General features: G+C 31.7%; 25 protein-coding genes. 11 read left to right on the top strand and 14 right to left on the bottom strand.

The features are described from left to right. The gene (locus tag BMX10_RS02060) at positions 1 to 1,317 is read left to right on the top strand and encodes a replication-associated recombination protein A (RefSeq protein ID WP_090438522.1); all 1,317 of its coding nucleotides are present in this window, start codon (positions 1 to 3) and stop codon (positions 1,315 to 1,317) included. A 267-nt stretch (positions 1,318 to 1,584) separates the two neighbouring features. Next, positions 1,585 to 1,866 (top strand): putative Se/S carrier protein, encoded by a 282-nt coding sequence (locus BMX10_RS02055; RefSeq protein WP_244272617.1) that lies wholly within the window; start codon positions 1,585 to 1,587, stop codon positions 1,864 to 1,866. Here BMX10_RS02055 and BMX10_RS02050 read toward each other — a convergent pair. After that, positions 1,859 to 3,502, bottom strand: a complete 1,644-nt coding sequence (locus BMX10_RS02050) for a hypothetical protein (protein WP_090438516.1) — start codon at positions 3,500 to 3,502, stop codon at positions 1,859 to 1,861. The two genes, BMX10_RS02055 and BMX10_RS02050, sit on opposite strands and share 8 nt — an antisense overlap. A gap of 334 nt (positions 3,503 to 3,836) precedes the next feature. Here BMX10_RS02050 and BMX10_RS02045 point away from each other — a divergent pair, with 334 nt between their 5' ends. After that, positions 3,837 to 4,508: a protein kinase domain-containing protein gene (locus BMX10_RS02045; RefSeq protein ID WP_090438513.1), complete on the top strand. Its 672-nt coding sequence runs from the start codon at positions 3,837 to 3,839 to the stop codon at positions 4,506 to 4,508. Between the two features lie 56 nt (positions 4,509 to 4,564). On the opposite strand, the gene BMX10_RS02040 is transcribed toward BMX10_RS02045, so the two are convergent. The 4 genes from BMX10_RS02040 to BMX10_RS02025 form a co-directional block, all read right to left on the bottom strand. After that, on the bottom strand, positions 4,565 to 5,275 hold the full coding sequence (locus tag BMX10_RS02040) for a hypothetical protein (protein WP_244272602.1): 711 nt from the start codon (positions 5,273 to 5,275) through the stop codon (positions 4,565 to 4,567). 147 nt (positions 5,276 to 5,422) lie between these two features. After that, complete coding sequence (locus tag BMX10_RS02035) at positions 5,423 to 5,764, bottom strand: heavy-metal-associated domain-containing protein (RefSeq protein ID WP_090438510.1); 342 nt, start codon at positions 5,762 to 5,764, stop codon at positions 5,423 to 5,425. Between the two features lie 62 nt (positions 5,765 to 5,826). Continuing rightward, complete coding sequence (locus BMX10_RS02030; protein WP_090438507.1) at positions 5,827 to 6,123, bottom strand: hypothetical protein; 297 nt, start codon at positions 6,121 to 6,123, stop codon at positions 5,827 to 5,829. A gap of 26 nt (positions 6,124 to 6,149) precedes the next feature. Next, entirely contained in the window at positions 6,150 to 6,440 is a 291-nt protein-coding gene (locus BMX10_RS02025; RefSeq protein WP_090438504.1) for a hypothetical protein, read from the bottom strand. 235 nt (positions 6,441 to 6,675) lie between these two features. Here BMX10_RS02025 and BMX10_RS02020 point away from each other — a divergent pair, with 235 nt between their 5' ends. From BMX10_RS02020 to BMX10_RS02015, 3 genes are all read left to right on the top strand, one after another. After that, on the top strand, positions 6,676 to 7,431 hold the full coding sequence (locus tag BMX10_RS02020) for a CAP domain-containing protein (protein ID WP_170834636.1): 756 nt from the start codon (positions 6,676 to 6,678) through the stop codon (positions 7,429 to 7,431). A gap of 297 nt (positions 7,432 to 7,728) precedes the next feature. Next, on the top strand, positions 7,729 to 9,033 hold the full coding sequence (locus BMX10_RS17710; RefSeq protein ID WP_139176363.1) for a hypothetical protein: 1,305 nt from the start codon (positions 7,729 to 7,731) through the stop codon (positions 9,031 to 9,033). Positions 9,034 to 9,105: 72 nt separating this feature from the next. Then, a complete protein-coding gene (locus BMX10_RS02015; protein WP_170834635.1) occupies positions 9,106 to 10,407 on the top strand; it encodes a YheC/YheD family endospore coat-associated protein in 1,302 nt (433 codons plus the stop codon). A gap of 73 nt (positions 10,408 to 10,480) precedes the next feature. Here BMX10_RS02015 and BMX10_RS02010 read toward each other — a convergent pair whose 3' ends face one another. The 7 genes from BMX10_RS02010 to rfbF all read right to left on the bottom strand — a co-directional run bounded on the left by BMX10_RS02010 (position 10,481) and on the right by rfbF (position 17,956). Further along, complete coding sequence (locus BMX10_RS02010; protein WP_170834634.1) at positions 10,481 to 11,239, bottom strand: YheC/YheD family protein; 759 nt, start codon at positions 11,237 to 11,239, stop codon at positions 10,481 to 10,483. A gap of 39 nt (positions 11,240 to 11,278) precedes the next feature. After that, entirely contained in the window at positions 11,279 to 13,159 is a 1,881-nt protein-coding gene (locus BMX10_RS02005; RefSeq protein ID WP_090438492.1) for a glycosyltransferase, read from the bottom strand. Between the two features lie 162 nt (positions 13,160 to 13,321). Continuing rightward, the gene (locus tag BMX10_RS02000; RefSeq protein WP_090438489.1) at positions 13,322 to 13,726 is read right to left on the bottom strand and encodes a polysaccharide biosynthesis C-terminal domain-containing protein; all 405 of its coding nucleotides are present in this window, start codon (positions 13,724 to 13,726) and stop codon (positions 13,322 to 13,324) included. A 33-nt stretch (positions 13,727 to 13,759) separates the two neighbouring features. Further along, on the bottom strand, positions 13,760 to 15,118 hold the full coding sequence (locus BMX10_RS01995; protein ID WP_090438487.1) for a UDP-glucose dehydrogenase family protein: 1,359 nt from the start codon (positions 15,116 to 15,118) through the stop codon (positions 13,760 to 13,762). Between the two features lie 13 nt (positions 15,119 to 15,131). Beyond that, entirely contained in the window at positions 15,132 to 16,199 is a 1,068-nt protein-coding gene (locus BMX10_RS01990; RefSeq protein ID WP_090438485.1) for an NAD-dependent epimerase/dehydratase family protein, read from the bottom strand. 16 nt (positions 16,200 to 16,215) lie between these two features. Next, complete coding sequence (locus BMX10_RS01985) at positions 16,216 to 17,169, bottom strand: NAD-dependent epimerase/dehydratase family protein (RefSeq protein WP_090438482.1); 954 nt, start codon at positions 17,167 to 17,169, stop codon at positions 16,216 to 16,218. 19 nt (positions 17,170 to 17,188) lie between these two features. Continuing rightward, entirely contained in the window at positions 17,189 to 17,956 is a 768-nt protein-coding gene (gene rfbF / locus BMX10_RS01980; protein ID WP_090438479.1) for a glucose-1-phosphate cytidylyltransferase, read from the bottom strand. A gap of 280 nt (positions 17,957 to 18,236) precedes the next feature. On the opposite strand from rfbF, the gene BMX10_RS01975 reads away from it, so the two are divergent. Beyond that, positions 18,237 to 18,869 (top strand): hypothetical protein, encoded by a 633-nt coding sequence (locus tag BMX10_RS01975; protein WP_090438476.1) that lies wholly within the window; start codon positions 18,237 to 18,239, stop codon positions 18,867 to 18,869. Between the two features lie 229 nt (positions 18,870 to 19,098). Then, positions 19,099 to 19,608 (top strand): hypothetical protein, encoded by a 510-nt coding sequence (locus BMX10_RS01970; RefSeq protein WP_090438473.1) that lies wholly within the window; start codon positions 19,099 to 19,101, stop codon positions 19,606 to 19,608. Between the two features lie 247 nt (positions 19,609 to 19,855). Here BMX10_RS01970 and BMX10_RS01965 read toward each other — a convergent pair whose 3' ends face one another. Then, positions 19,856 to 20,665, bottom strand: coding sequence for a CAP domain-containing protein (locus BMX10_RS01965; RefSeq protein WP_090438470.1), 810 nt, complete (start codon positions 20,663 to 20,665; stop codon positions 19,856 to 19,858). Between the two features lie 252 nt (positions 20,666 to 20,917). On the opposite strand from BMX10_RS01965, the gene rfbD reads away from it, so the two are divergent. Further along, positions 20,918 to 21,733 carry a dTDP-4-dehydrorhamnose reductase gene (gene rfbD, locus BMX10_RS01960; protein ID WP_090438467.1) on the top strand — a complete coding sequence of 272 codons (816 nt, stop codon included), beginning with the start codon at positions 20,918 to 20,920 and terminating at the stop codon, positions 21,731 to 21,733. Between the two features lie 48 nt (positions 21,734 to 21,781). On the opposite strand, the gene BMX10_RS01955 is transcribed toward rfbD, so the two are convergent. Further along, on the bottom strand, positions 21,782 to 22,102 hold the full coding sequence (locus BMX10_RS01955; protein WP_090438463.1) for a hypothetical protein: 321 nt from the start codon (positions 22,100 to 22,102) through the stop codon (positions 21,782 to 21,784). Positions 22,103 to 22,271: 169 nt separating this feature from the next. On the opposite strand from BMX10_RS01955, the gene BMX10_RS01950 reads away from it, so the two are divergent. Continuing rightward, positions 22,272 to 22,721, top strand: a complete 450-nt coding sequence (locus BMX10_RS01950) for an RrF2 family transcriptional regulator (RefSeq protein WP_090438460.1) — start codon at positions 22,272 to 22,274, stop codon at positions 22,719 to 22,721. Between the two features lie 47 nt (positions 22,722 to 22,768). Further along, positions 22,769 to 23,950, top strand: a complete 1,182-nt coding sequence (gene nifS, locus BMX10_RS01945; RefSeq protein ID WP_090438457.1) for a cysteine desulfurase NifS — start codon at positions 22,769 to 22,771, stop codon at positions 23,948 to 23,950. Position 23,951: the final 1 nt, after the last annotated feature.

Here is a 23,951-nt window from a genome sequence, read left to right as displayed (position 1 = left end):
ATGGATTTATTTGATTTAACTAAAGAAAAGACATTAAGTAATACAGCACCTCTAGCTGATAGAATGAGGCCCCGGACTTTAGAAGATATTTTGGGACAAAGTGATATTTTAGGACCTGAAAAATTTCTTCATAGGTGTATAAAAGCAAATAGAATTCCATCCATAATCTTATTTGGACCTCCTGGGACAGGAAAAACAACAATTGCTAAGGTGATCGCCAATGAGGTAAAAACAGAATTTTTTCAATTAAATGCTGTTACTTCAGGGGTCAAGGAAATACGAGAGGTTGTTGAAAAAGCTAATCAACTCTTGGGGATGTATGGGAAAAATAGTATCCTTTTTATTGATGAAATTCATCGTTTCTCAAAGAATCAACAAGATGCATTACTACCACATGTAGAAAAAGGATTATTAACACTAATTGGGGCAACTACTGAAAACCCATACTTTGAAGTAAATAAAGCGCTATTGTCTAGAACAACAGTTCTCAAGCTAGAGTTACTAGCAAAAGAAGACATTATTTCAATTATGAAAAAAACTATTCAAGACAAAGGAAAGGGTTTAGGCAAATTTAATTTAGAAATCTCTCAGCAGGCTCTTAACCATATAGCTCAGGTTGCTGGAGGAGATGCTAGAAGAGCATTGAACGCTTTAGAAATAGCTGCATTAAGCACACCAATGATGGATGATGGGAAAATTGTAATTGATTTACATACGGCAGAAGAATCTATACAAAAAAGAACAGTGCAGTACGACAAGAATGGGGATCAGCACTACGATGTAATTTCTGCCTTTATTAAAAGTATTAGAGGCAGTGATCCTGATGCTGCACTGCACTATTTAGCAAAAATGCTTTATGCAGGAGAGGATCCAGAATTTATTGCAAGACGTCTTATTATTTCCGCATCTGAGGATATTGGAAATGCTGATCCTAATGCATTAACTATTGCTGTTGCAGCCCATGAAACATATAAAATTATTGGAATGCCAGAGGGAAAAATTGCATTAGCACAAGCTGCTGCCTATTTAGCTACTGCACCAAAAAGTAATGCTTCTTATATTGCCATCGATAAAGCATTATTAGACATAGAGAATTATATGACAACTGTACCTAATCATTTGAAGGATAGTCATTATAAAAATGCCAAGGATCTTGGACATGGAGTAAACTATTTATATCCTCATGATTATGATAATAATTATGTAGAGCAGCAATATATGCCAGATCAGCTGTTAGATAAAATATATTATCAGCCTACAGAAAACGGGTACGAAAAGAAAATCAAGAAATATTGTCCAAAGTATAATAAAGAATGATTGAAATAAGTATAATGACCTCGAATTAGGGGTCATATTCTTTTTCTTAAAACAATATTGTTGTGAAATCTTCTATCTGGCTCTTTCGATAGGTAACAGGTCAAAGTACCACTCATATATTATTAATATAAAAGCTCTGCCAAAGATAAATGTTGATATTGTATTAGAACGCATATTATTACAGGTGATGTCATCCTGTGCATAGGGAATGCCTACATCACAGATTAGAAAAATAGTGTCTTGGAGGAGGAGATTTTTTTGAAAAATATGCCAGAAGAAGAAAGCTACTATATCGCAGTCTTTGAATCTAAAAATCATGCATTGCAAACATATCAACACTTAGAAGGATTAAACCTTCAACAATTTCAAATAATTGCTACACCTTGTAAAATAAAAGCTGGCTGCAGTTATTCCATTAGATTTGATGCATTAGAAGATTTAGATGTTTTAATAAGAGAAACAAAAAGAGTTCATAAAAAAATAGCCAGTGTTTATTATGTAGAAAGAACTAATAGAATTAGATCCTTTAAAAAAATAAAAATTATCTAAAAAAGTTTATTATTCGATTAACAAAGCTGTCATTTTCATGACAATAATCCATTACTTCTTCATATATGTTAGAAAACTCTTCAGCAAATTCATCCATCCTTGTTTGTATTTGAGAAAATTTCACTTTTATATGATCTAAATCTGTTTCTATATCTAATTTTTCATCATGAAGCTCAGCTAGCTGAGTTTCTATTTTTTTAAGCTGTGCAAAAAGTTTATTAGATGAATAATCTGCAGGATCTACTGAATCCTTTATTGAGTTTTTATAGTTATCATTTTCTACTCTTAAAGATTTTTTTACCCCCTGTACTTTTTCTAATTCTAATATTAATCTACCAATATGAACTTCTATATTCATAAAAAGGGTGGAGAGATCAGTATCATCCTTTGCTACTATTCTACAGCTATTTTCTTTTGATTCATCAGACATTAATAAAGTTTGCTGGTCATCGGCAGTATTATGATGATTGCTATCATTACTTTTATAGTTTTTTTCTGAATCCAAGTCTAATTCTTCTCTTGAGTCAAGTACTCTTTTATTGTTAGAAGCATTCAAAAGAGAAAGAGGCTTATTTATATGGATATTATCATTAGGCTGTGGATATAACTTTGTACCAAATAAACGAATTGATTCATCGATCTCACCATATGCATGCAAAATTTTATAATGATTTTTTTCTATTTCATAATTCGTTGAATATTTGATAAGCATTGGCTCTGTTACTCTATAATATTTTGATTGATTTACAACAGACCAGCTTGAACCATAATTATCAGAGATCATTTCACTTATTGTATTATTCTGTTTACTATATATTTTAATTAAATTTCCTTCTTGCAAAAGAATAGGTGACAAATGATTATCATTTTTGTTAGATAAAGTTTTGGGACTAGACCATGTAGATTTTTGATTGATTATGTTTTTTTTATTTTTATATTTTACTGTAAAGTTATTTTTTTCAATAATACACCAGACTAAATGAAGATTATTTTTCTTATCAATAAGCATAAAAGGATGGGTGTGATCCTCTTGTGGATTAGTGATTAGTTCAGTGTTGCTCCATTTCTTATTTAAAAAATTGAATTTACTATAATAAAGCTGATGATTATTTTTATAAAACACCTTAAATATCATATAAAGATTATTGACGCTATCAGCATCGATCTTAAATGGACTAGGATACTTACCGGGAAGATAGGAAGTAATGGTTGATTTATGAAATTTTTTATTATTCCAATAGATATGCTCTATAGAAGATACCATAGGATTAAGTAAATTGGTTTTTAAACAAAAAATATGTATATTATTATTTTGTATCAATAACGATAAATATCTATAAATATTAGACCTCATATCAAGCTCTGTAAGTAGCTTATAATCCCAGCTATCATCTAAACCAATGCAATATTGTAATTTACCTACTCTAGTGATGCAAATTAAATGAATGACATTGATAAAACTAATAGCTACAGAAAAATCTATTACAGTTTCATTTATAAGAATTTCATTTTTAATTAAAAAATTGTCTTCATTAATAAGCTGATAGCAAATCTTTTTATCATGGTTTAAAAAAAAATGATAAGATATATTTTCTTGAGTTTTTATAACATAACTTTGTGGAAAAGTTTCCTGCATATCCTTCACTTCCTTTTTATTTCAAACTGATATTACCATATTTTTACTTAATTCATACTATGACATGTACAATAAATTTATGCAGCTTAAGGAAATTTAGCGTTATTGCTTTTCAGCAAAATCAAAGTAATATTCATTTGTCTCCTCAGATTAAGGGAAATGTAGTATCAAAATAACAATATTTTTGTTATAGAGATTATTTCCTGTGTCAATATAGAGATACATGCATACCTTAAACTAGGAAAGGTAGATGGACATGGGTGAAATAATCAAAGCCATCATGGGGAGCTGTAACAAATAATAATCGATTCCCTTAATTAAGGAGAGATAAATAATGAAATACTTTAAACTTGATAAATATAGGGTAACCACAAAACCCATAGGAAAGGGTTGTCACGGAACTGTATACCGCGGCTATGATACAGTTAAGAAAAAGACAGTAGCTATAAAAGTAACATCAAGATTAAATAGCGCTTATCGAGAAGTCAAGGTTATGAAAAAATATGGGCAATCTAAATATTTACCAGTGCTATATGATTTTTATATAAAGAATAATAAAGCTTATATTGTTATGGAATATATTAGAGGGAAAAAACTAGGAGGACATTTCAATGGTCATGGGAAAATATATGAAGATAAAGATAGTATTGAAATACTTATCCAGATACTGAAGGGCCTTCATCAACTTCATAAAAGTGAATATTATCATTGGGATACTAAACCAGAAAATATAATGATGATTAACAACAAAAAAATAAGAATCAAAATAATTGATTTTAATATGGCAGGTACAATTAAAGATAAGGAATCAATACAAAAAGATATATGGCATGCTGCTATGATGTATATATACCTTATGCATGGAACTGTACCAGAAGAAATAGAAAAGGTAAAATTTAAAGACCCAAAATTAAAATCAGTTATCTTAAAAACCTTCAACAAAAATAATGAGGATAGATTTCATTCTGCTAAAGAATTTATTGATGCATTAGCACCCTTTGTCTAGCCCATCTCTATTTAAGAAAAAAGAGCCATCCCGTGATGACTCTTTTTATAGTAAGATTAGAAGCATTGCTCTGGTGGTAATGGAGGGCAAACTCCTGGCAGTGTAACACATGGTGCAGGCACACAGAAACCATAGCTAGGAACTAATAATTGTACTCTAAGGATAGTCTTAATTACTAAGCAGACTTGAATTTCACAAGAAATTGTATATTCAGCATCTCCGGCTTCTTCTTCGAAGTCATTTATATTTGTAACAACACAGTTACAGAATAACAAAGTACTTTCGCTACAATCTGGATCAACACCTTCGGGAGCACAAAGAGTTACTGTTTTAATAAAGGTAAAAACTCTATTTATCTCATTAGGCTCTCCATTTGTTGCTTCAGGATTAGTAAGAGTAACTGGTACACTTATTGACAGTGTTATTGTAAAAAAACCATCTCCTACAGCTGTACGATTGATTTCTGTACATGTAATTTCTGCTCCTTCCGTTAAACCACATAAAACTGCATCTCCTAGTTCAAGTCCTGTTCCAAATTCAAATTCATCAGTAAATAAGTCTCTGCTAATAGTATCCACTTGGAAACAGCTGTCATATACCTTGTCTACAACGATACATTCAATACGGTCAGGTGGCGGACACTGTGGAAGTCCTGTTCTTGGGTTGATAGGACATTGACCAGGTTGAACTGGTGATGGTGCAGGTGGAGTAAAACCAGGTTGATTAGAAACTTCAGCTTGAGCTTGCTCTTTATTAACTTCTGACATATTTTATCTTCCTCCTTTATATTTTCTGCAATAAAGTTAAACAGATTTTAACTTCTAATATATTCTATTAATCAGCACATCTAAGTGTTACAAGTTGAGTGATATATTAAACTTTTTGTTTTAAAGCCTCCGGCCTTAACATTTTTTTCAGAAACGGTTAATATATCTGTAGCCTAGCCTTGATATCTGATAAACAATATCCTCTAAACTAGTCTGATGCTGATTATAGCTTACGGATATTTTTTTCTCTTGAAATGCACCTATATCTTTTACACCCTCAATACTTCTCAATACTACTGCTATACTTTCATAATCCTCCTTAGTTTTGAGATTTAAAATTGTCATGGAGAGCGTGATGACTGCGTTAGTAGCAAGATTCTCCTGATATTCTTTTAGTAAGGCATCATACTTTGGTGGAACTGAAGGGTGAAACATATTTTTCTGTTGTTTTTCAGCCACTTCTTTAAACTGGCATTTATATTGACTCATACAAATCCTCCTTACATAGATCACGATATACAGGCAGCCTACCTGCGGTCTTTATTAGCACATCAGCCACCTTTTTTTCGAGACTGATATTGATAAACTTCTTTTTTTTGTGGGTTTTGATTATAGCCTAATCCACTAATGATATAGTCTATAGCATGTGAACTAAGGATTGATGGAGAATAATTGATTGTAAGAATAGCTTTATTAGTAAAGGGCGCTATACTATGGATGCCTTTGTATCTTTTCAATGTATCAACAATGATATTATAATCCTCTGTTGTCAGCATATCCTTAACTAGCAATCGTATTGTCACACTGCTCTGTTTTTCTAATTGTCGGATTTTATTATGAATAGACAAATAACATACCTCCTTACACAATCCTGCTATTTAAAACCGAATATATAATCATTATTTCTCTTAAAAATTAAACCCTTTATTTCAAATCGATACTCCATAAAGGAAGGACTAATCTTTTTTTCATAATAGCTTATAATTACTTTTTTATTAGCAGGAACAACTTCGATTTTTAATACATAGGGGCCGACAGCATCGTATATTTTTCTTTTGATAGGATCTTCATCAGCACTATCGATGACATAGATTATCTGTTGTACATTTCCTAGCTGAAATTTTTCATTTCTTGCATCAATATACATCCTTTGCTTTGGCTTCAAAGCTTCTTCACCTCTTCCTATTTTGATGTATATACTTTCAGTATATTAAAACCTATAATCAATAGTTACACACTAAAAGATGTTTTTGTGTTTTAAAGAAGATGATGTGAAAGACAGCATTAAGAGAATAGAGAATAGGAGAATACCAGATTTATCCTTTGCAATCAAACATTATGTAAACTATAATAGTTATAGTGAGATATTAAGACTATTAATTTCTAAAGGAGGAAGAACATTGAAGAATATATTGAAAAAGACATCTATATTCCTATTAGTAGGTTTATTTCTTATTCAGAGCACCACATTGGCGCATGCATCGTGGGGAGCTCAAAGATTATTGCAGCAGCAAAGTCAATCAACTACTACAGTTCAACCTACAAATACACAGCCTCAGCAACAACAAAATTCACCTTCAAATACCCCTTCAAATACCCCAATTCAATCCAATAACCAATCTACATCTGATTTGATTCGCAGCTTGCGTACGAATCAATCCACTTCACTAAATAATCATGTCCCTGAAAACAATAACATCCATAATACTAACAATAACGTCAACAATTCAGCACCAGTAACAACACAGCCTACTATACCATCAAATGTTCAAAATAATATGTCTAGCATGGAAAGTATGATGCTGGATTTGGTAAATAAGGAAAGAAGCAAAAGAGGCCTTGCTCCACTACAATGGCATAATAAACTTGCAGGGGTTGCTAAACTAAAAACACAGGATATAATTCAAAACAATTATTTTGCTCATAATTCACCAACCTATGGGTCATTTTTTCAAATGATCAGCAACGAGGGTATTTCTTATAGACAAGCTGGAGAGAATCTTGCCAAGGCAAGGGATGTCCAAAGAGCCCATATGTTATTAATGGCAAGTGAAGGCCACAGAAATAACATTTTAAGTCCATCATTTACCCATATTGGATTAGGCATTTCTACAGATCAATATGGTATTGTTGTAACACAGCTATTTATACAATAAATTCTTAGATTATTGAGGATACATTCAAATATATATTTTGCAGTAAATACTCTACATCGTAGGGGCTGGTCTCTGTGCCAACCCGGGTAGGATTACAGAAAAAGGATCTCTTATGATACAAATCACAAGAGATCCTTTCTCTGTAACTGGTTAAGGATTAAAATAAAGATAGTAAATATAAGGCTCTGACTGAAACTTCCCAATAAAGCCACCTTTAATAAAATCCTCCATCAGTAAACACAATTCTGTTTCTCAAGCATATGATATAGAAGAATACTATTTAAAGGTGGGAAAGTCATGGGCAGTATAATATGGAATAAACAAAGTATTTTAGAATTCAATGATGCTGATATAGGCTTGTTAATAGAGATTTTCAATGCAGAGGATATTAAACATAGTATAGATGGTGAAAATATCATTTTGTTTCCTTCGTTATTGGATAAGACTATCATATTAAAGCCTTTAACTCAGCAAAGCGAATTAAAGACATTAATTAAATCACTTGAAAGCTCACTCCACTATGAAGGAGCAACAGTAATAAGTGATGAAAGTCTTACTGATAAAACTACATTAGAGCACCTTGATGCTCAAATGATTATAACATTTTCATCTGTAGCACAGCAAACGGACCTTACAGTATATCTGCCATTTAACATTCAAAGTACAAGCATTTCTGTATCAAAGAACATACTTAAGCAATTAAATTTTTTAGAGAATAAAGTTAGCTTTAAAATGGCGGATACCTGGAATAAATTATGGGGCACCAAATACTGGACTTATATATTCGGTAATTCTACACCAACCTTGGTTTTAGAAATTTCAAAGTCTACATTATCAGAAAAATTTATAATTAGCTTTGGAGATATTTTAATAAGAAGTATCATTGATGAACTGGGTTACAAGCCATCTAATATAGAGAAAGATCATACTCTAAAGTTTTTAGATAAACTAAAAGAAAGAAATCACTGTAGGGAGTTACTACCTAAGGAGCAAGAAGAAACAGAGAAAATTGTTTCTAAATTAGAATGCTGTGAAAGCGAACTAGATTCTTTGAAGGAATCTTATAAAGAAGCAGTAGAAAAGCTTCAAAATATAAAGGAAGAGTCACCAACAAAATCAATTCAGCAACAAGATCCAATTAAGTCGACAGATGAAAACAATAAAGCTAATGATAAAAGGGGTAGAAGAAAAAAGTCTGCAGGTAAATCAAAAAAAATATACGTACCATTAACAGTGAAACAGGATTCAACTCAAGAATATATACATCAGCACTTACCCTTTATCAAGAAATATTCAGGGCAAGGTCCTGTGCATCAGTTTATAAGACCAACACCTTATAGTTCAAATATTGTATTACCACCAAATTTCATCCCAAAATACAGAGCTATAAAGGAGAGAAAGGATCATAAAAGGCAAGAAAAATCTCGAAATAGAAAGAAGGCAGATACCACAAATAATACAAATAATACAAATAAAACACATAATACACATCATAAAAATAATATAAATAGCAGAATTGATATAAATAGTAAAATTGATACACAGATTAGCGATAATGAAAGAGAAGTAAATAACATCTATAATCTAATGTATCCAAAATAGAAAACCATAAAGCTCATAAAGTAGTTACAAAAAAAGGCTAGACCAAGGCTGATAATGATGAGGGGGAAATTTATGTGCGCAATTAAAATAGATAAAGATATAGAGCAAGATTCAATTCATATAAAGGAACTTGATTTGAAAAAAAATAATATTAAATCAGAAAAAATTATACTACATTTTGGATCTTTACAAAAAGAACTAAAAATCAAGGTAGACAATCAATTACAAGCATCAAATATCAAAGTTCCCCACATGGTTACGGAAGAAATATACATTCCCCCTGTACTTTATGAATCTTACTTTCGAGATAATCACCTGTATCTAGGGCCTGTAATTGGTTACCTTACCGCCTATAATTGTAGATTCCAGAGTCATATGAAACTATATTTTACAAAATATAGTATAATTAAAGGACTTATATATATTTTTCAAGAAAAGGGAATTAATAGAAATAATCAAACCATAAAGGGCTACTATTATAACGATGAAACCAAGTCATTTGTTGAAGGTGTTTTTCCTTATCCGGGAGCAGTTTATGTCAGAAAGCATATAAGCAGGGGAGTATTTGAAGATTTTAATAAACATATTGGCAATAAAATTTTTAACTACCCCTTTAATGTAGATAAACTGACTCTATGGAAAATCTTATCTAGAGTACCTGAATTGATGCATCATTTGCCTGAAACAGAAGTATATACAAATATAAAAAATTTACTTGACATAATGGAGATAAATGATGAAGTCTATTTAAAGCCCTTTAATAAATCTAGAGGAAGAGGAATTTTTCATTTAAAAAAATTCAAGAATTGGTATATACTTAAGGATGAATTTAGTCATTCTATTCCTCTGAAAACCAAAGCCAATTTAGAAAAAGCTTTAAAGAAAAAGTTATGCAAAGATACAAAATACTTAATTCAAAAAGCAATTCCCTTACAATATGGAAGAAATAAAGCAGACTTTAGGATATATATTCAAAAAAATCGTTCTAAAACATGGGTATTCTCAGGAATGGAGACAAAAATCGCAAAGGCTGGAAGCATCATTTCCAACTCAAGAAACAGGGCCAAAATAATTCCTGGTGAAATAGCACTAAAAGAAATTTTCTCTTTAAATGATGATAAAGTAGATGCTTTAATGACTGAAGCAGCTGAACTTTGCATTAAAGCCTTAAAAATCATAGAAAACCATAACTATCATATCGGAGACACTGCCATTGACTTAATCATAGATAAAAATCTCAAGATTTGGATTCTAGAAATTCAATTAAATTATGCTGCATTGAAAAAAGCCAATAGAACAGAAGATGAAAAACAAGTATTGCCGAAGATACTTTCTACTCCTTTTGAGTATGCCAAGGCATTGGCAGAATTTTGATAGAATTAATATAAAAATAGTAGGAGCACTTCTTATCAGGTGCTCCCATTCTTTTTGTCTTATATTTTTATGACTATTTCTTACTTCTTTTGTTTCTTGATCTGTTTCCAATTAGTCTATTAGCATCTTCATACTTTTTGATAGATAGTTTATCATTTACAAGCTTACACTGTTTACAGGCAGGCAAGGCATTTGACTCTATAAACCATAGGTTACCATGTTTATCGATACCGATGTCAATGCCAGTAATTTTTAAAGGAAGCTTATGACCTAAGATACTAGCGATTTGATGGGCAAAATCAATTATTTCTCGGAAAATTGTCATTGAATTTTGTTTTTGATCATATTGCTGCAGGATATCATGTAACAAATAATCTTTAGCTCCCTTAGCTACATTTGTCACAATAGCATCTTGTGAATTAGCTACTTTAGCGGAAGTTAAGGTAACTCGCCAAATGTTGTTAACTTTTTGCAACACAATTCTCATATCGAAGGAACACTCTTGGTAAGTTGCTAAATCGATTCCTTGCTGAATAATGTACTGCTTTGGTCTAGTCATTATTTGCTCTAATTCTAATGCAAGGTGGCGTTTATCTACTTTTTTGTAGGTGGTTTCAAATGAGATGATGTATTCATTTTTATTAGCTGCCTTTACCCGGATGATGCCATTTCCTCGACTCTTATTATAAGGCTTAATATATATAGTTGAATATAGATCCATCATATTCATAAGAGTTTTCCTGTCATACCATTTAGTATGAGGGATATGCTTAGATACCATAGGATCTTTCATTAAAATTTCATATTGCGTCATTTTGCATCGTAAATCCATTTCTTCACCCCTCATCTTTAAAATCTTCACATTCAATTTTCAATGATGTAATGAATAATAATTAAATGGCTTATGCTTGCTAGGAGGAGAAGTAATAATATCAATAAAGGTTTTGTCGATTTTTTTGATTTCCATCATAATTTTACTTACTTCTTTGATATAGGCAGCATAGATAATTTGTGATGCTTGAGGCATTTTTTTTCGATTGCATAGCTCATATTCCATTTCATTAAAAACTCTAAAGCCACTAAAATGGTAACAGATTAACGGATATTTGTTAAAAAATATACCATCATCCTTCATATAAACACTTGAAGCTTTTTTCATATCCCATATGTTCCATGGCCCAGGATTTATTCCCTTATGGTTAGATACTTTAATATTTGAGCATATTTTGTTGAAAAAATTCAAATATTTTTGATCACCCCATCTATTTTTCTCGTTTATATCATAGCACCATTCCAAGCATTGTTTGTGCCACCAGTTTAAGCATTTCTTTCCTAAAACATCCCTTTTAAAACCGATTAAACCTGCTGAATATTGGCCTACCTTCTTAATCCATTTGGGGCCAATAGGTAATTGTGTTAAGTATACAGATTTCCCGCCCCAATCCTTATATAGAGCTTTTATATCTCTATAAAAGAATAAATCAGAGTCAAGATATAGAACGGAACAAAGGTTGTAATTATTGCTTAAGATATAAGAGATAAAGGGAGCTTTTAAAGTCCAACAAAACTCATGAATCTTTCTTTGCTCCTTAGCTTTTTTAACTTTTATATTCTTGATATTATCTAAGCTTACTAGGGTAGCTTTTTCTAAATTCATTTTGCTGAGAAGTTCATAGGCTATATCATCAACACAGAGAATCCAAAGATGAAATTTAGAATGACCGTTCTTCAATGAATTGTATAAAGCTAACGCTTGCACTAGATAATCTTTAGTGGTTAAAGTACATAGCTGATAGCGATTTCTGTAGATGTCTTCGTTAATTTTCAGATTAAAATAATTTCTTATAAGCTTGTTTTTAGGCCGGTCCTCTTTATAAAAATTATTAGCTACACTGTTAATTTGCTTTACTATATCTCTAGTAGCATATATATAAGGCAAATAAATCTCTTTTATCACATCATCTGATAAACTTAATCCATAGCTGCATAGATCAAACTCAGTACCATCATAATATTTAAAGCCATAGGCGTGATAGAAGATTAGTTTTTCACCATTAACATAAATAGCATCACCCTTTTTCTTTATCTTACACCTTTGAACAATATAAGGGTTAAGGTTAACCCCAATATTTTTTATAATACCTACTCTTTGAAATTTTTTGTGCCAATTATTTATATACAATTGATCACTCCACAGACCATTTTCACGTTTATCATAACACCATTCAATTAATTTTTTTCTTAACCATTCAAGACTATTAAAGCTATACTTATCCCTTTTAAAGCCCATAAAACCTGTATTATAGATTCCAGTGATATAATTGCGCTGCCTATGTCCCTTTCTCCATCTTTCTTTAGTTAACATGATAGAGTATTGATCTCCCCATTCATCGAATATGGGCTGAGGATCAGAATAAAAAATGGTATCTCCATCTAGCCATACAATATGCTCTAATGCTTTAAACTTGTTTAACAAATAAAGCATAACAGAGGCTTTTGAAGTCCAAATATACTCTTTATCATTACGAGTTTTTTTTACCTTTAGTAAGTCTTTATCCTCTTGTTCAATATCAGATAAAGCTATGGCAGTTGCTTTCTCTAAATTCATTTTTTTAATAAGTTCCTTCACTTCATCATGCAAACAGATTATAAAAAAGTGAAAATTTTTATCATATTTTAAAAGAGAATTGTACAATAATATACCTCTATAAATATAATCTTTACTAAAGGTCGAACAGTAATAATGCTTCATAGTAATACTCCCTCCTAGTGAAATACGGCGAAATTTTCATCTAATACAGTATATGTGAAATATAGATAGTTGTTCGTTTAGGAATATAACTGAAAAACAAAAGAAGCTATAAATAGCAATAAACATCATAGAAAAGCTATCTATAGCTTTCAGAAAAAACCATCAAAGAATTTCTGATATATAGGTATCAGTATCTGCTGGACTGTATTCCTTTGATGATATAGCAAGGATAATTAATTGATTAGGACCTTCATTTTTAAAGGCATGTATTGTGAAAGGAGGTACCTTTAATATAATGTTATCATCAGCTGTAATATAGAATTCTTCACTAATATCTTGGTGAAAGCCCTTTAAAGCTATTTTTGCTCTTCCGCCGATAACAGTAAAATATTCAAAGCTTTTTTTATGATAATGATTACCTCTAACACTATTAGGATTAGAATATAGTAAATATACCTCCCCAAGTTCATCACTATTCTGCAGTTGGCTTTTCATAACGATTTTTTTCAGCATTCCTCTTTGATCTTCATAGGGATCAATGCTGATGAATTCCCAAAATTTATCCATAGAGTCCACTTCTTTCCTAGGATTATTTATAGGCTAAGCTAAACCTATACCCATATACACTACGCCAGCAGCCTCAAAAGCTTTTTTATCTAGTACTCTACGACCATCTAATACTATAGGCGTTTTCATCAATTTGTTGAAAGCTTCTGGTGGAATAGCTGCAAATTCAGGCCATGAAGTTACTAAAATCGCAACATCAGCACTTTTTAATGCTGTTACATAATCTGGGGTGTAGGATACTGATTTCTTATCCTCTGGAATAACTTTTTTCATACTCTCAATAGCAATTGGATCTACACCATGAATTAGAGCACCTTTTTCTAACAAGCTATTGATTATAGCAATAGCTGGCGATTCTCGAATATCATCTGTATCAGGTTTAAAAGCAAGACCAAGAATGACGATTTTTTTACCCTTTAATGATATCAGTTTTTCTTCCAATCTTTTTATCAGTCTTAAGGGCTGTTCCTTATTAATTTTAATGGTTGCATCAATAATCTGTGGTTGATAGCCTAACCCTTTACTATAGGAAATTAAGGCCTTTACATCCTTAGGAAAACAGCTTCCTCCAAAGCCGCAGCCTGCTTTTAAATAATTATTCATTCCTGGATTGACTAGCTGCTTATCAATCCTAGGATTAAAACGTTTATCGAGGGTAACGTATTCCATTACTTCTTTAACATCTATATTCTTGGTTTTTTCACATAGGGCTGCAATTTCATTTGAAAAAGAAATTAAAGTGGCAAGGAGGGCGTTGGAGGTATATTTTATCATTTCGGCTGTTCTTAAATTTACATGAAGGATAGGAGCATTGAAAAAGTCTTTATAAATATTCTTCATCGTTTCAAAGCTGCGATGATCATGGGCACCAATTACAATTCTGTCGGGATACATAAAATCCTCCACAGCCTTTCCTTCCCTTAAAAACTCAGGGTTCATGGCAAGGCCAATTTCACCTATCATTTTATCCGATGCCTTTTCTAGTAGATTTTTCACTATAGTATCACTCGTTGCTGGTACGACAGTGCTTTTTACACAAACAACATGATAGCAATTTTTATTCTTTAATACTGATCCTATCTCCCAAACAGATTTTTCAATATAGCTTAAATCTATTTCATCATTATTAGCAGGTGTGCCTACGGCAATGATAGAAACTTCTGAGTTTAAAACTGAGTGTTCTAAATTAGTTGTAGCAATTAGATTTCCTGATGAGACTGCTTTAATTAAAAGTTCCTCCAACCCAGGTTCATAAATAGGGGAGACCATAGCATTAATTTTATCGACTACTTCTTGTTTTTTATCAATACAGATAACCTTATGCCCCTTAGAAGCCAAGCATATTCCTGTAACCAGCCCCACATAACCTGTACCGATGATAGAGATTTTCATAGAATCCTCCTCCTTATAAACCATAATTCTTTTGATACCATTTAATAGACCTTAATAAACCTTCCTCTAAACCTACCTTAGGATCATAATTTAATAAGGATTTGGCCTTAGTTAAATCAGGACATCTTCTTTGAGGGTTATCGGTAAGATAATCAGCTTCATTACTTTTCTTATATTCAATCTCAACACCACCTACCATCTGAGCAATTAATTTTGCTAAATCTATCATACTAATCTCTCTTTCATCATTTCCTATATTAAAGGCTTCTCCATGATGATCTGAAAGAAGGATGGCCATAAACCCAGCTAGAGCATCTCTTACATAACAAAAACTTCTTGTGGGCAATCCATCACTAAACAGTGAAATCTTTTTTGTATATAGTGCATCGCTGCAGAAATCTGGTATTACTCTTTTGTCATCCAATTTTAGTCCAGGACCATATATATTAAAGGGTCTGACGATTTTAACAGGCAAATGATATTGTCGATAATAGTTTACTGCCAAGGTTTCACCAAGTCTTTTGGATTCATCATAGCAAGCACGAGGTCCAGTACAGGATACATTACCGTTATAATTCTCTGGAGTAGGAATGTTTTCTTTAGTAGGGCCTCCATAAATTTCACTTGTGGAGAAGGATAAAAAGCTTTTAATATTTTTAATTCTACCTAAGTCTAATAAATTTTTTAATCCCAACACATTAGCTTCAATAGTTTCAATAGGATACTTTCGATAAAAGGTTGGGGACGCAATACTTGCCGCATGAACGATATAATCTATATCACAAGACACTTCAATTGTTTTTACAATATCAGCGTTGATAATTTCAATATGCTTATTGTGTTCTAAATGCTTAATTCTTTGAGGTATGCCTGAAAGATAATTTTCTATACAAATAACTTTACATGGACTATAGAATACATTATTATTACAGTAGTTCAACAAATCAAGAAAGTAGCTGCCAAGAAATCCGGCACCGCCACTGATCAGCCATGTGCTTCCCTCAATTAATCTTAAAGTGTGCTTCATTTCATTATAAACAGCCTCAACGTCTTCTATAATAATAGAATTGATTTTTGTCATAGAATTCCTCCCCATTTTACTTATATTTTTTCTTGTTTTGCTCATACCATTGTATTGTTCTATCTAAGCCTTCATCAAAATCTATTTTAGGTTTCCAACCTAATATTTTTCGTATTTTATTTACATCAGGATGGGGCTTCCATACTTCTCCCGATCTATAGGGTATGGCACCATAATTTGGTTTCTTAACGGCATTCATTTTTTCATACACTTTATCTACATAGTATTTCAATGGGTGAATTTCGCCAGTGCCTATATTGAATATTTCGTTTTTAACAGTTTCATTTTTTGCAGCTAAGATAAAGCCGTCAAGGATGTTTTCAATATAGGAATAATCTCTATATTGCTCACAACCAGTTAAGTTAACATCTTCATTGCGCAAAATGGATAAGATGATATGAGGAAAAAACTTATGACTGCCTTCGTTTTCACCAAAAACTCCAAAAGCCCTCAAAGTAACAATATCCAAATTGTTTTCTCTGGAAACTTGGTGTGCCAGCATGGTAGCAGCTGCTTTGGTGCTGCCATATATGTTAAAGGGTTCTAAATATGCATCTTCTTTAATGATTTCTTGTTTATTTCCATATTCCATACATGTACCAATATTTAAAATTTTTTTACAACCTATAGAAATTAAGGAATTTATAAGATTCATTATACCTATGATATTGGTATTAGCTGCAGTAAGATAATCTTTTTGCCGTGCATCAACACCATAAGCTGCCATATTAAAGACATAATCAGGCTTTATTGTTCTGACGGATTTATCTATTTTTTCTGCATCTCTTGAATCCGAAGGATAAATGATAATATCCTTAAGTAACTCTTCAATCCTCCATAGATCAGAAGTTTCTCGTACAATGATATATACTTGAGCATTTTCCTCAAGCATTCGTCTAACTAGATGGGAGCCTATAAATCCACTAGCTCCAGTAATTAAGACTCTTTTATTGATAAATGTACTATCCACAGCATGCACCTCCTTTGATCTACCACTTAAACCATTGACTATTGCTATTATTCCATTCCTTATTAGCCAGTTGTAAGTCTTTGATTGTATCAATGCCCTGCCAAAATCCTTCGTGCTGATAAACTGCTAATTGATGATCCTGTACTAAATTTCTCAAGGGTTCATTCTCAAATATGGTTTCATCACCAGTGATATAATCAAAAATTTCCTTTTTAAGAATAAAAAAGCCTCCATTTATCCAACCGTCCTGTAAAGGTTTTTCTAGAAAACTGGTGGCAATACCATCCTTTATATCAATAATTCCATAGGAGGATCTATTTTTTACCCCAGTAACAGTTGCAAATTTTCCTTTTTCTCGATGAAATTTTATTAGACCATCTAAATTTATATCAGCAACACCATCACCGTAGGTTAACATGAATTCATCCTCATCTATATATTTTTGTATCCTTTTGATTCTCCCACCAGTCATAGTATTTAGTCCAGTATCAACAAAGGTAATATTCAACTGATCAAGTTGATTAAAAAATTTAATCTCTTTTATGTTATTTCTTATGCTTAGCTCAAAGTCATGATCCTTCCAATCAAAATTCATGAAATACTCTTTTATAGCTTCACCGTTATATCCCAAACAAAGAATAAAATCATGGATGCCATGATGCATATATACTTCCATGATGTGCCATAGTATTGGTTTATTACCAATTTTAGCCAAGGGTTTACAAGTGAAGCTAGAATCCCCACTCATTCTTAAACCTTTGCCGCCGCACAAAATAACGGCTTTCATAGATATCACCTCCAAAATTTACTCTCACTTTATAATATGATAGATGGCTTTTTTTGCTAATGACAAATAAATGAATCTATAGGGAAAACAACACTGTTGTGAAAAAGCCTTTTATATTTATAGGAAAATAAAACTTTGAGAAAGCGTTGTAGACCCTCTTTTAAATAGATGGTTGTATGAAAATCAACGGGTTTAGTGATGGATAATTGTAACAATATTTTTGCATGCACATATACTGATAGTGATAGATAATATTTGTATTTTAAGGAGGAGGGATGATATGGAAAACAACTTTAAAGACGATACTCATCTCCAAAAGTTTGAGGCAGTCAGTATTATAGCTGATAAAGTGTATGCTCACTGCAAACAAAAGGAATGCTTTGAAGCAGCAAAAGCAGCCCTGCCGTCAGAAGGACAATTTGAAATTATTGATATAGATTTTCAACAGGGAGAAATTATAGAGGGTACATTACTGATTACATCAATACATAACAGACCTAATTTTAGTCGAGTAAGATTTTCAACTAAAATAACTTTTAATGTAAGAGTTAAAAATATTGATACAGGCAGGATGATTGATATAGAAGGAAGCTTACCAAATATCTCAAATGATATTGTTTTATATATACCAAAAACAAGGAAAGAATTTAAATTCAAAATTGATATTGAAACAGCTTCTCAGACTCTATCAGAACCACAGGCAAGAGAAGGGTTTGTAATATTTTCAGTTGGAGTACTTATGATTGTGAGGGTAGTGGGGAGGGTACAACTATTAATCCCTGGATTTGGATTTTGTCCAGAGCCACCAGATCATGAAGAGTTTAAAGAAAAAGATGCTCATGAAGAATTTAGCTTAACACCATTCTCAAGCTTTTTTCCAGAGCAATTTAAATTAGATGATAAGGTACTATAAAAATGTAAAACTCCATCTCTTTTTACGTATAAAATTCAGTAGTTGTTAGATTTTGTATTGGTTACAACAGTAGAAGGCTATGACTTTTTAAATCAGGGAACTTGATTATATATAATAACCTACGAACCTATATATTTGAAGTAGCATAATATATAATAAATTAGGTTCTTGATAATTAAGAAATCTTATAATTCAAAACTAGCATAGAGAGAAGGAGGAAACTTATAGGATGAAACATCAATCAATAAATTGCAAATCAACATATGGAAAATCACCTGTAAAGGACATAGCAACTATGATTATTCAATTGCGGCAGGAAAAAAAAACTCAACTGGAGAGAAAAAATGAAAAAGGCCTTCGCCTTCAAGACAGTAAAGAACAAAAATATAATAAACTATTAGATATAGGGTATGAAACTGATACAGAGGAAGAACAAATAACAAACAAAAAAGGAGATTATGAAGAGAAGAAGATCATGGATGAGGACCACAGGATAGAAATAGAAGAAAGCGATAAGAAGTATAAAGCCCAACAAGAAAACGAAGGAATAAATGAAAAGAGTACTGAAGAAAATGATGAAAAACAAGAAAATGATGGGGCTAATATACAAGAAGATGAAAAAAATACAGAGGAGGGTATGCTAAAGGAGAATGCAATCGCTATAGGTAATTTACTGGAACAAGATAACCCCTTCGACATCATGGAAAAGCTCTATAATATATCTAAGACTAGGAAATAATAAAAACCATAAGACTAAATAGAACAAAATTAAAGGAAATCCTTTATGAAACAAAGATTTCCTTTAATTTTAGTGGCTATGTCAGCAATATATAACTGCCTAAGCCAGTTTTTATAGCCAATAAGAAATTATAAACGTCTTCAAATTGTGGATAAGTTATAATCTACGTAATTGGTTTCAACAAAGTCATCCTTTAAATCTTCTAAAGAAAGACTTTTTTCTTTTACACTATCAAATAATGTTTTATTTATTTTGTAATAAACATTTGTGTATAATGTCTATTTTCAATTCCTATTCCGATGTGAGTGAAGTTTGGGTTCATTATATTATTTCTATGACCTTCAGAATTCATGAAGGCGTTATGAGCACCTCTAACACTAGAATTAATCGCTATATTTTCTGCAGCAGCTCTATACTGGATACCAAAGTTTCTCATCATATCAAACGGTGAACCATAGGTTGGTGAAGTATGTGAAAAGTAGTTGTTATCTTGCATATCCTTAGATTTTACTCTTGCTACATAAGATAAATCAACATCTATTGCTAAAGGCCTTAGGCCTGCTTGACTTCTTGCCTGATTAACATATTCCACCATTTCAATTTCTGCTGCAGTTAAAGCATGTCTAGCATTTGATGTGTTTTCTGTAGGCGGTGTAGGCTGTGGCTGTACTGGTGTAGGTTCTGGTTGAACTGGTGTAGGTTCTGGTTGAACTGGAGCAGGTTCTGGTTGAACTGGAGCAGGTTCTGGTTGAACAGGTTGCTCTACTACTGGAGTCTCTTCCTGAGTAGGGTTTGATGGCACATTATTATCTGGTGTAGTATTAATTAGCCTATAATTAAAATTGTAGTTTTGTGGTGTTTGTTGAAATCTAGTAATATTAAATCTAAAACCATTATTAAAAGTAGTAGTAGTTGTAATATTATAAGATGTCCTTATCTGTACATTATTAATGCTTACGTTTCCTGTACTAGCACTAGCTACTACAACAGTTGAGAATAATAAAGCTGTTGTAAGAACTGGTACCACTATTTTCTTTAATGTTTTCTGTTTATTCATTTCCATCTCTCCTTTATATTATGTTAACCTTGTTAACTATAATACAGGAGTAACGAGATAATATCAAATATTTCTCCTAATTATTAACAATGTAATATATGGAATACTCATATAATAGTAGATGACAAAATAAGGATGCATTAATGAAGTGAAATTAACATATTGTAAATAAATAGATATTCAATAGAGAGGAAGGTGAAAACCTGACTATTTAGAAACAGAGATTGATATCAATTGAAGGTCAGGGGAAAAATGAAAGTTTGTATTTTGGGAGGTACTGGCGGCTTAGGACATGAATTAAATATGACTATAGAAGCGGATGAAGTTATATCTTTTGGTAAAGATAACTTTGATATTATAGATGTAGACAAATCTTATAATACTTTAAAAAGTATAAGACCAGGTATTATTATTCATGCTGCAGGCTTCACTGACGTGGATGAGTGTGAAACCAAAAAAAAAATTGCCTTTGAAGTAAATGCTGAAGGTACAAAGAATATAGCGGTTATTGCAGAAACCTTGAAAAGTAAACTAATATATATTAGTACTGAATATGTTTTTGATGGAACAAAACAAGATGGATATCATGAAATGGATCTACCAAATCCAATAAATATTTACGGAAAGTCTAAATATCAAGGAGAGTTAGAAGTGCAAAAAAACATGGAAGAATACTTTATTGTCAGAACATCTTGTTTGTTTGGAAGTAAAAATAAGAACTTTATTAAATCAATTATTAATTTAAGTAATAATAATACATTAATAAAAGTGGTAGAAGATCAAAAAATTTGTCCCACTTATGGCAAAGACTTAGGGGAGGCAATCAATAGCTTAATTAAACAAGAGGAGTATGGCTTATATCACTTAGTAAATTCAAGCTATGCTACATGGTATGAATTAGCTCAAGAAATTTTAAGAATTAAGAAAATTAGTGCCAAGATACTTCCAGTTCCTTCAAGAGCAATACAGAGAAAAGCTATAAGACCGAAAAATTCCATATTAAATAATAATTCCAGTATTAAACTAAGACCATGGAATGAAGCTTTAAAAGAGTATTTAGATAGGTAAACCGCCTATCTTTTTTTTATGTAATAATTTAGAAATTAAACTACATTATTATTCATTCAATTGCTGGTTAAATTTATTAGTATTTATTAAATAGTATTCAGACTCAACAAAAACTTCTATAATAGATCTATCTATTACGATATCTAGATGCTGTAAAATTGCAATAGTATGCTGAATTGTTAATCTCTTTTGCTCAGTATCAGCAAGATCAGGTGAAGTTTGCTTAATATATAATATAACTCTATTAATAATTATTAGTATTTTATCTATATCAGTCTTAGTAATAGCCCTATTCAGTATTGGCGCAACAACATAGATAAATATAGCTGTAAGTGTTATTATTAGTAAAAAAAGAATTAAATCCAACATAAAGAAATTCACCTCTCTAGATGTATTAATAATATATTATATGAGAAATTATAATGATTGTTACAAAATAAACTTTTTACAAAATGGAATCTTGACAAATTTACTTGGGTATACTATAATTAAAAAAGAATTCCAATCATTTTACTTGGAATTAAAGGAGGGTGAACTTTTGAAACTTTCTACTAAAGGAAGATATGGATTAAAAGCCATGTTTGATTTAACTATACATTATGGAGATGGGCCCATCGCATTAAAGAGTATTGCCGAAAGACAAGAAATATCAGATCATTACTTAGAACAGTTAATAGCTATATTAAGAAAGGCGGGCTTGGTTAAAAGCGTAAGAGGTGCTCAGGGTGGTTATATGTTAGCTGCTGAGCCTAAAAATATTACAGTTGGAGATATTATTCGAACATTGGAAGGACCTTTAGCACCTTCTGATTGTGTAATGGAGGATGATCCTAAAAGCTGTGAAAAAGCAAATTATTGTGTTACAAAAGTAGTGTGGGAAAAGATTAGAGATAGTATGAATAATGTCATAGATTCTATTACACTAGGAGATATGCTAGAGGATTACAATAAGATAAAAAACAAAGAAAACTATATGTTTTATATATAAAAATCTTAATATGAATGATCATTATTAAACACTAAGGAGAGGATTACATGAAGGTGTATCTAGATTACGCTGCCACAACACCAGTAAAAAAAGAAGTACTAGAAGAAATGCTGCCATATTTTAATCAACATTATGGTAATCCATCTAGTATTCACTCTTTTGGTAGAGAAAGTAAAAAAGTAATTGATTTAGCAAGAGATAGAATAGCTAAAACTTTAGCAGCTAAATCAGATGAAATATTTTTTACTGGTGGTGGCTCAGAAGCTGATAACTGGGCTATTAAAGGAGTGGCATATGCTTTAAAAAGTAAAGGGAATCATATTATAACATCTAAAATAGAACATCATGCGGTATTACATACCTGCCAACAATTAGAAAAAGAAGGGTTTGAAATAACTTATTTGGATGTAGATCATCATGGATTAATAAACTTAGAAGATTTACGAAGGGCTATAAGGAATAATACCATTCTTATTACTATTATGTATGCCAACAATGAGATAGGTACAGTACAGCCAATCAAAGCTATAGCTGATATTGCAAAAGAAAACTCAATTCTTTTACACACAGACGCAGTACAAGCATACGGAAGCTTTAAAATTAATCCAGAAATATTGGGCATAGATTTATTATCTATATCAGCCCATAAGATTTATGGGCCTAAAGGTGTGGGAGCATTATATATAAAAAAAGGCACAAAAATACATCCACTTTTACATGGGGGAGCCCAAGAAAAGAGACGCCGGGCAGGTACAGAAAATCTCCCAGGGATTGTTGGATTTGGAAAAGCAGCTGAAATTGCCTATAATAATATAGAAGAACATACTGAGAAATTAATCAATTATAGAGATCAACTCATTAACAAGCTTATGGGGAAAATACCTTATACGAGGCTAAACGGACATCCGACTAAAAGATTACCAGGAAATGTTAACATATCTTTCGAGTTTATTGAAGGTGAATCATTATTGCTAAGTTTAGATATGGTTGGTATTGCTGGTTCTAGTGGTTCTGCCTGTACATCCGGTTCATTAGATCCTTCCCATGTACTGATGGGCATAGGGCTTTCTCATGAAATTGCTCATGGATCCTTAAGACTATCACTAGGAGATTTAACAACACAAGAAGAAATAGATTATGTAATTCAGCATCTACCGCCAATTGTAGAACGTTTGAGACAAATGTCGCCATTATATGAAAAAGTAAAGGGGGAAGCAAAAAGTGTATAGC

This window comes from Natronincola peptidivorans (assembly GCF_900111615.1).
Classification (GTDB): domain Bacteria; phylum Bacillota; class Clostridia; order Peptostreptococcales; family Natronincolaceae; genus Natronincola_A; species Natronincola_A peptidivorans.
The sequence above is the reverse complement of the archived record's forward strand: the minus strand, read 5'-3'. Positions and strand labels throughout refer to the sequence as shown.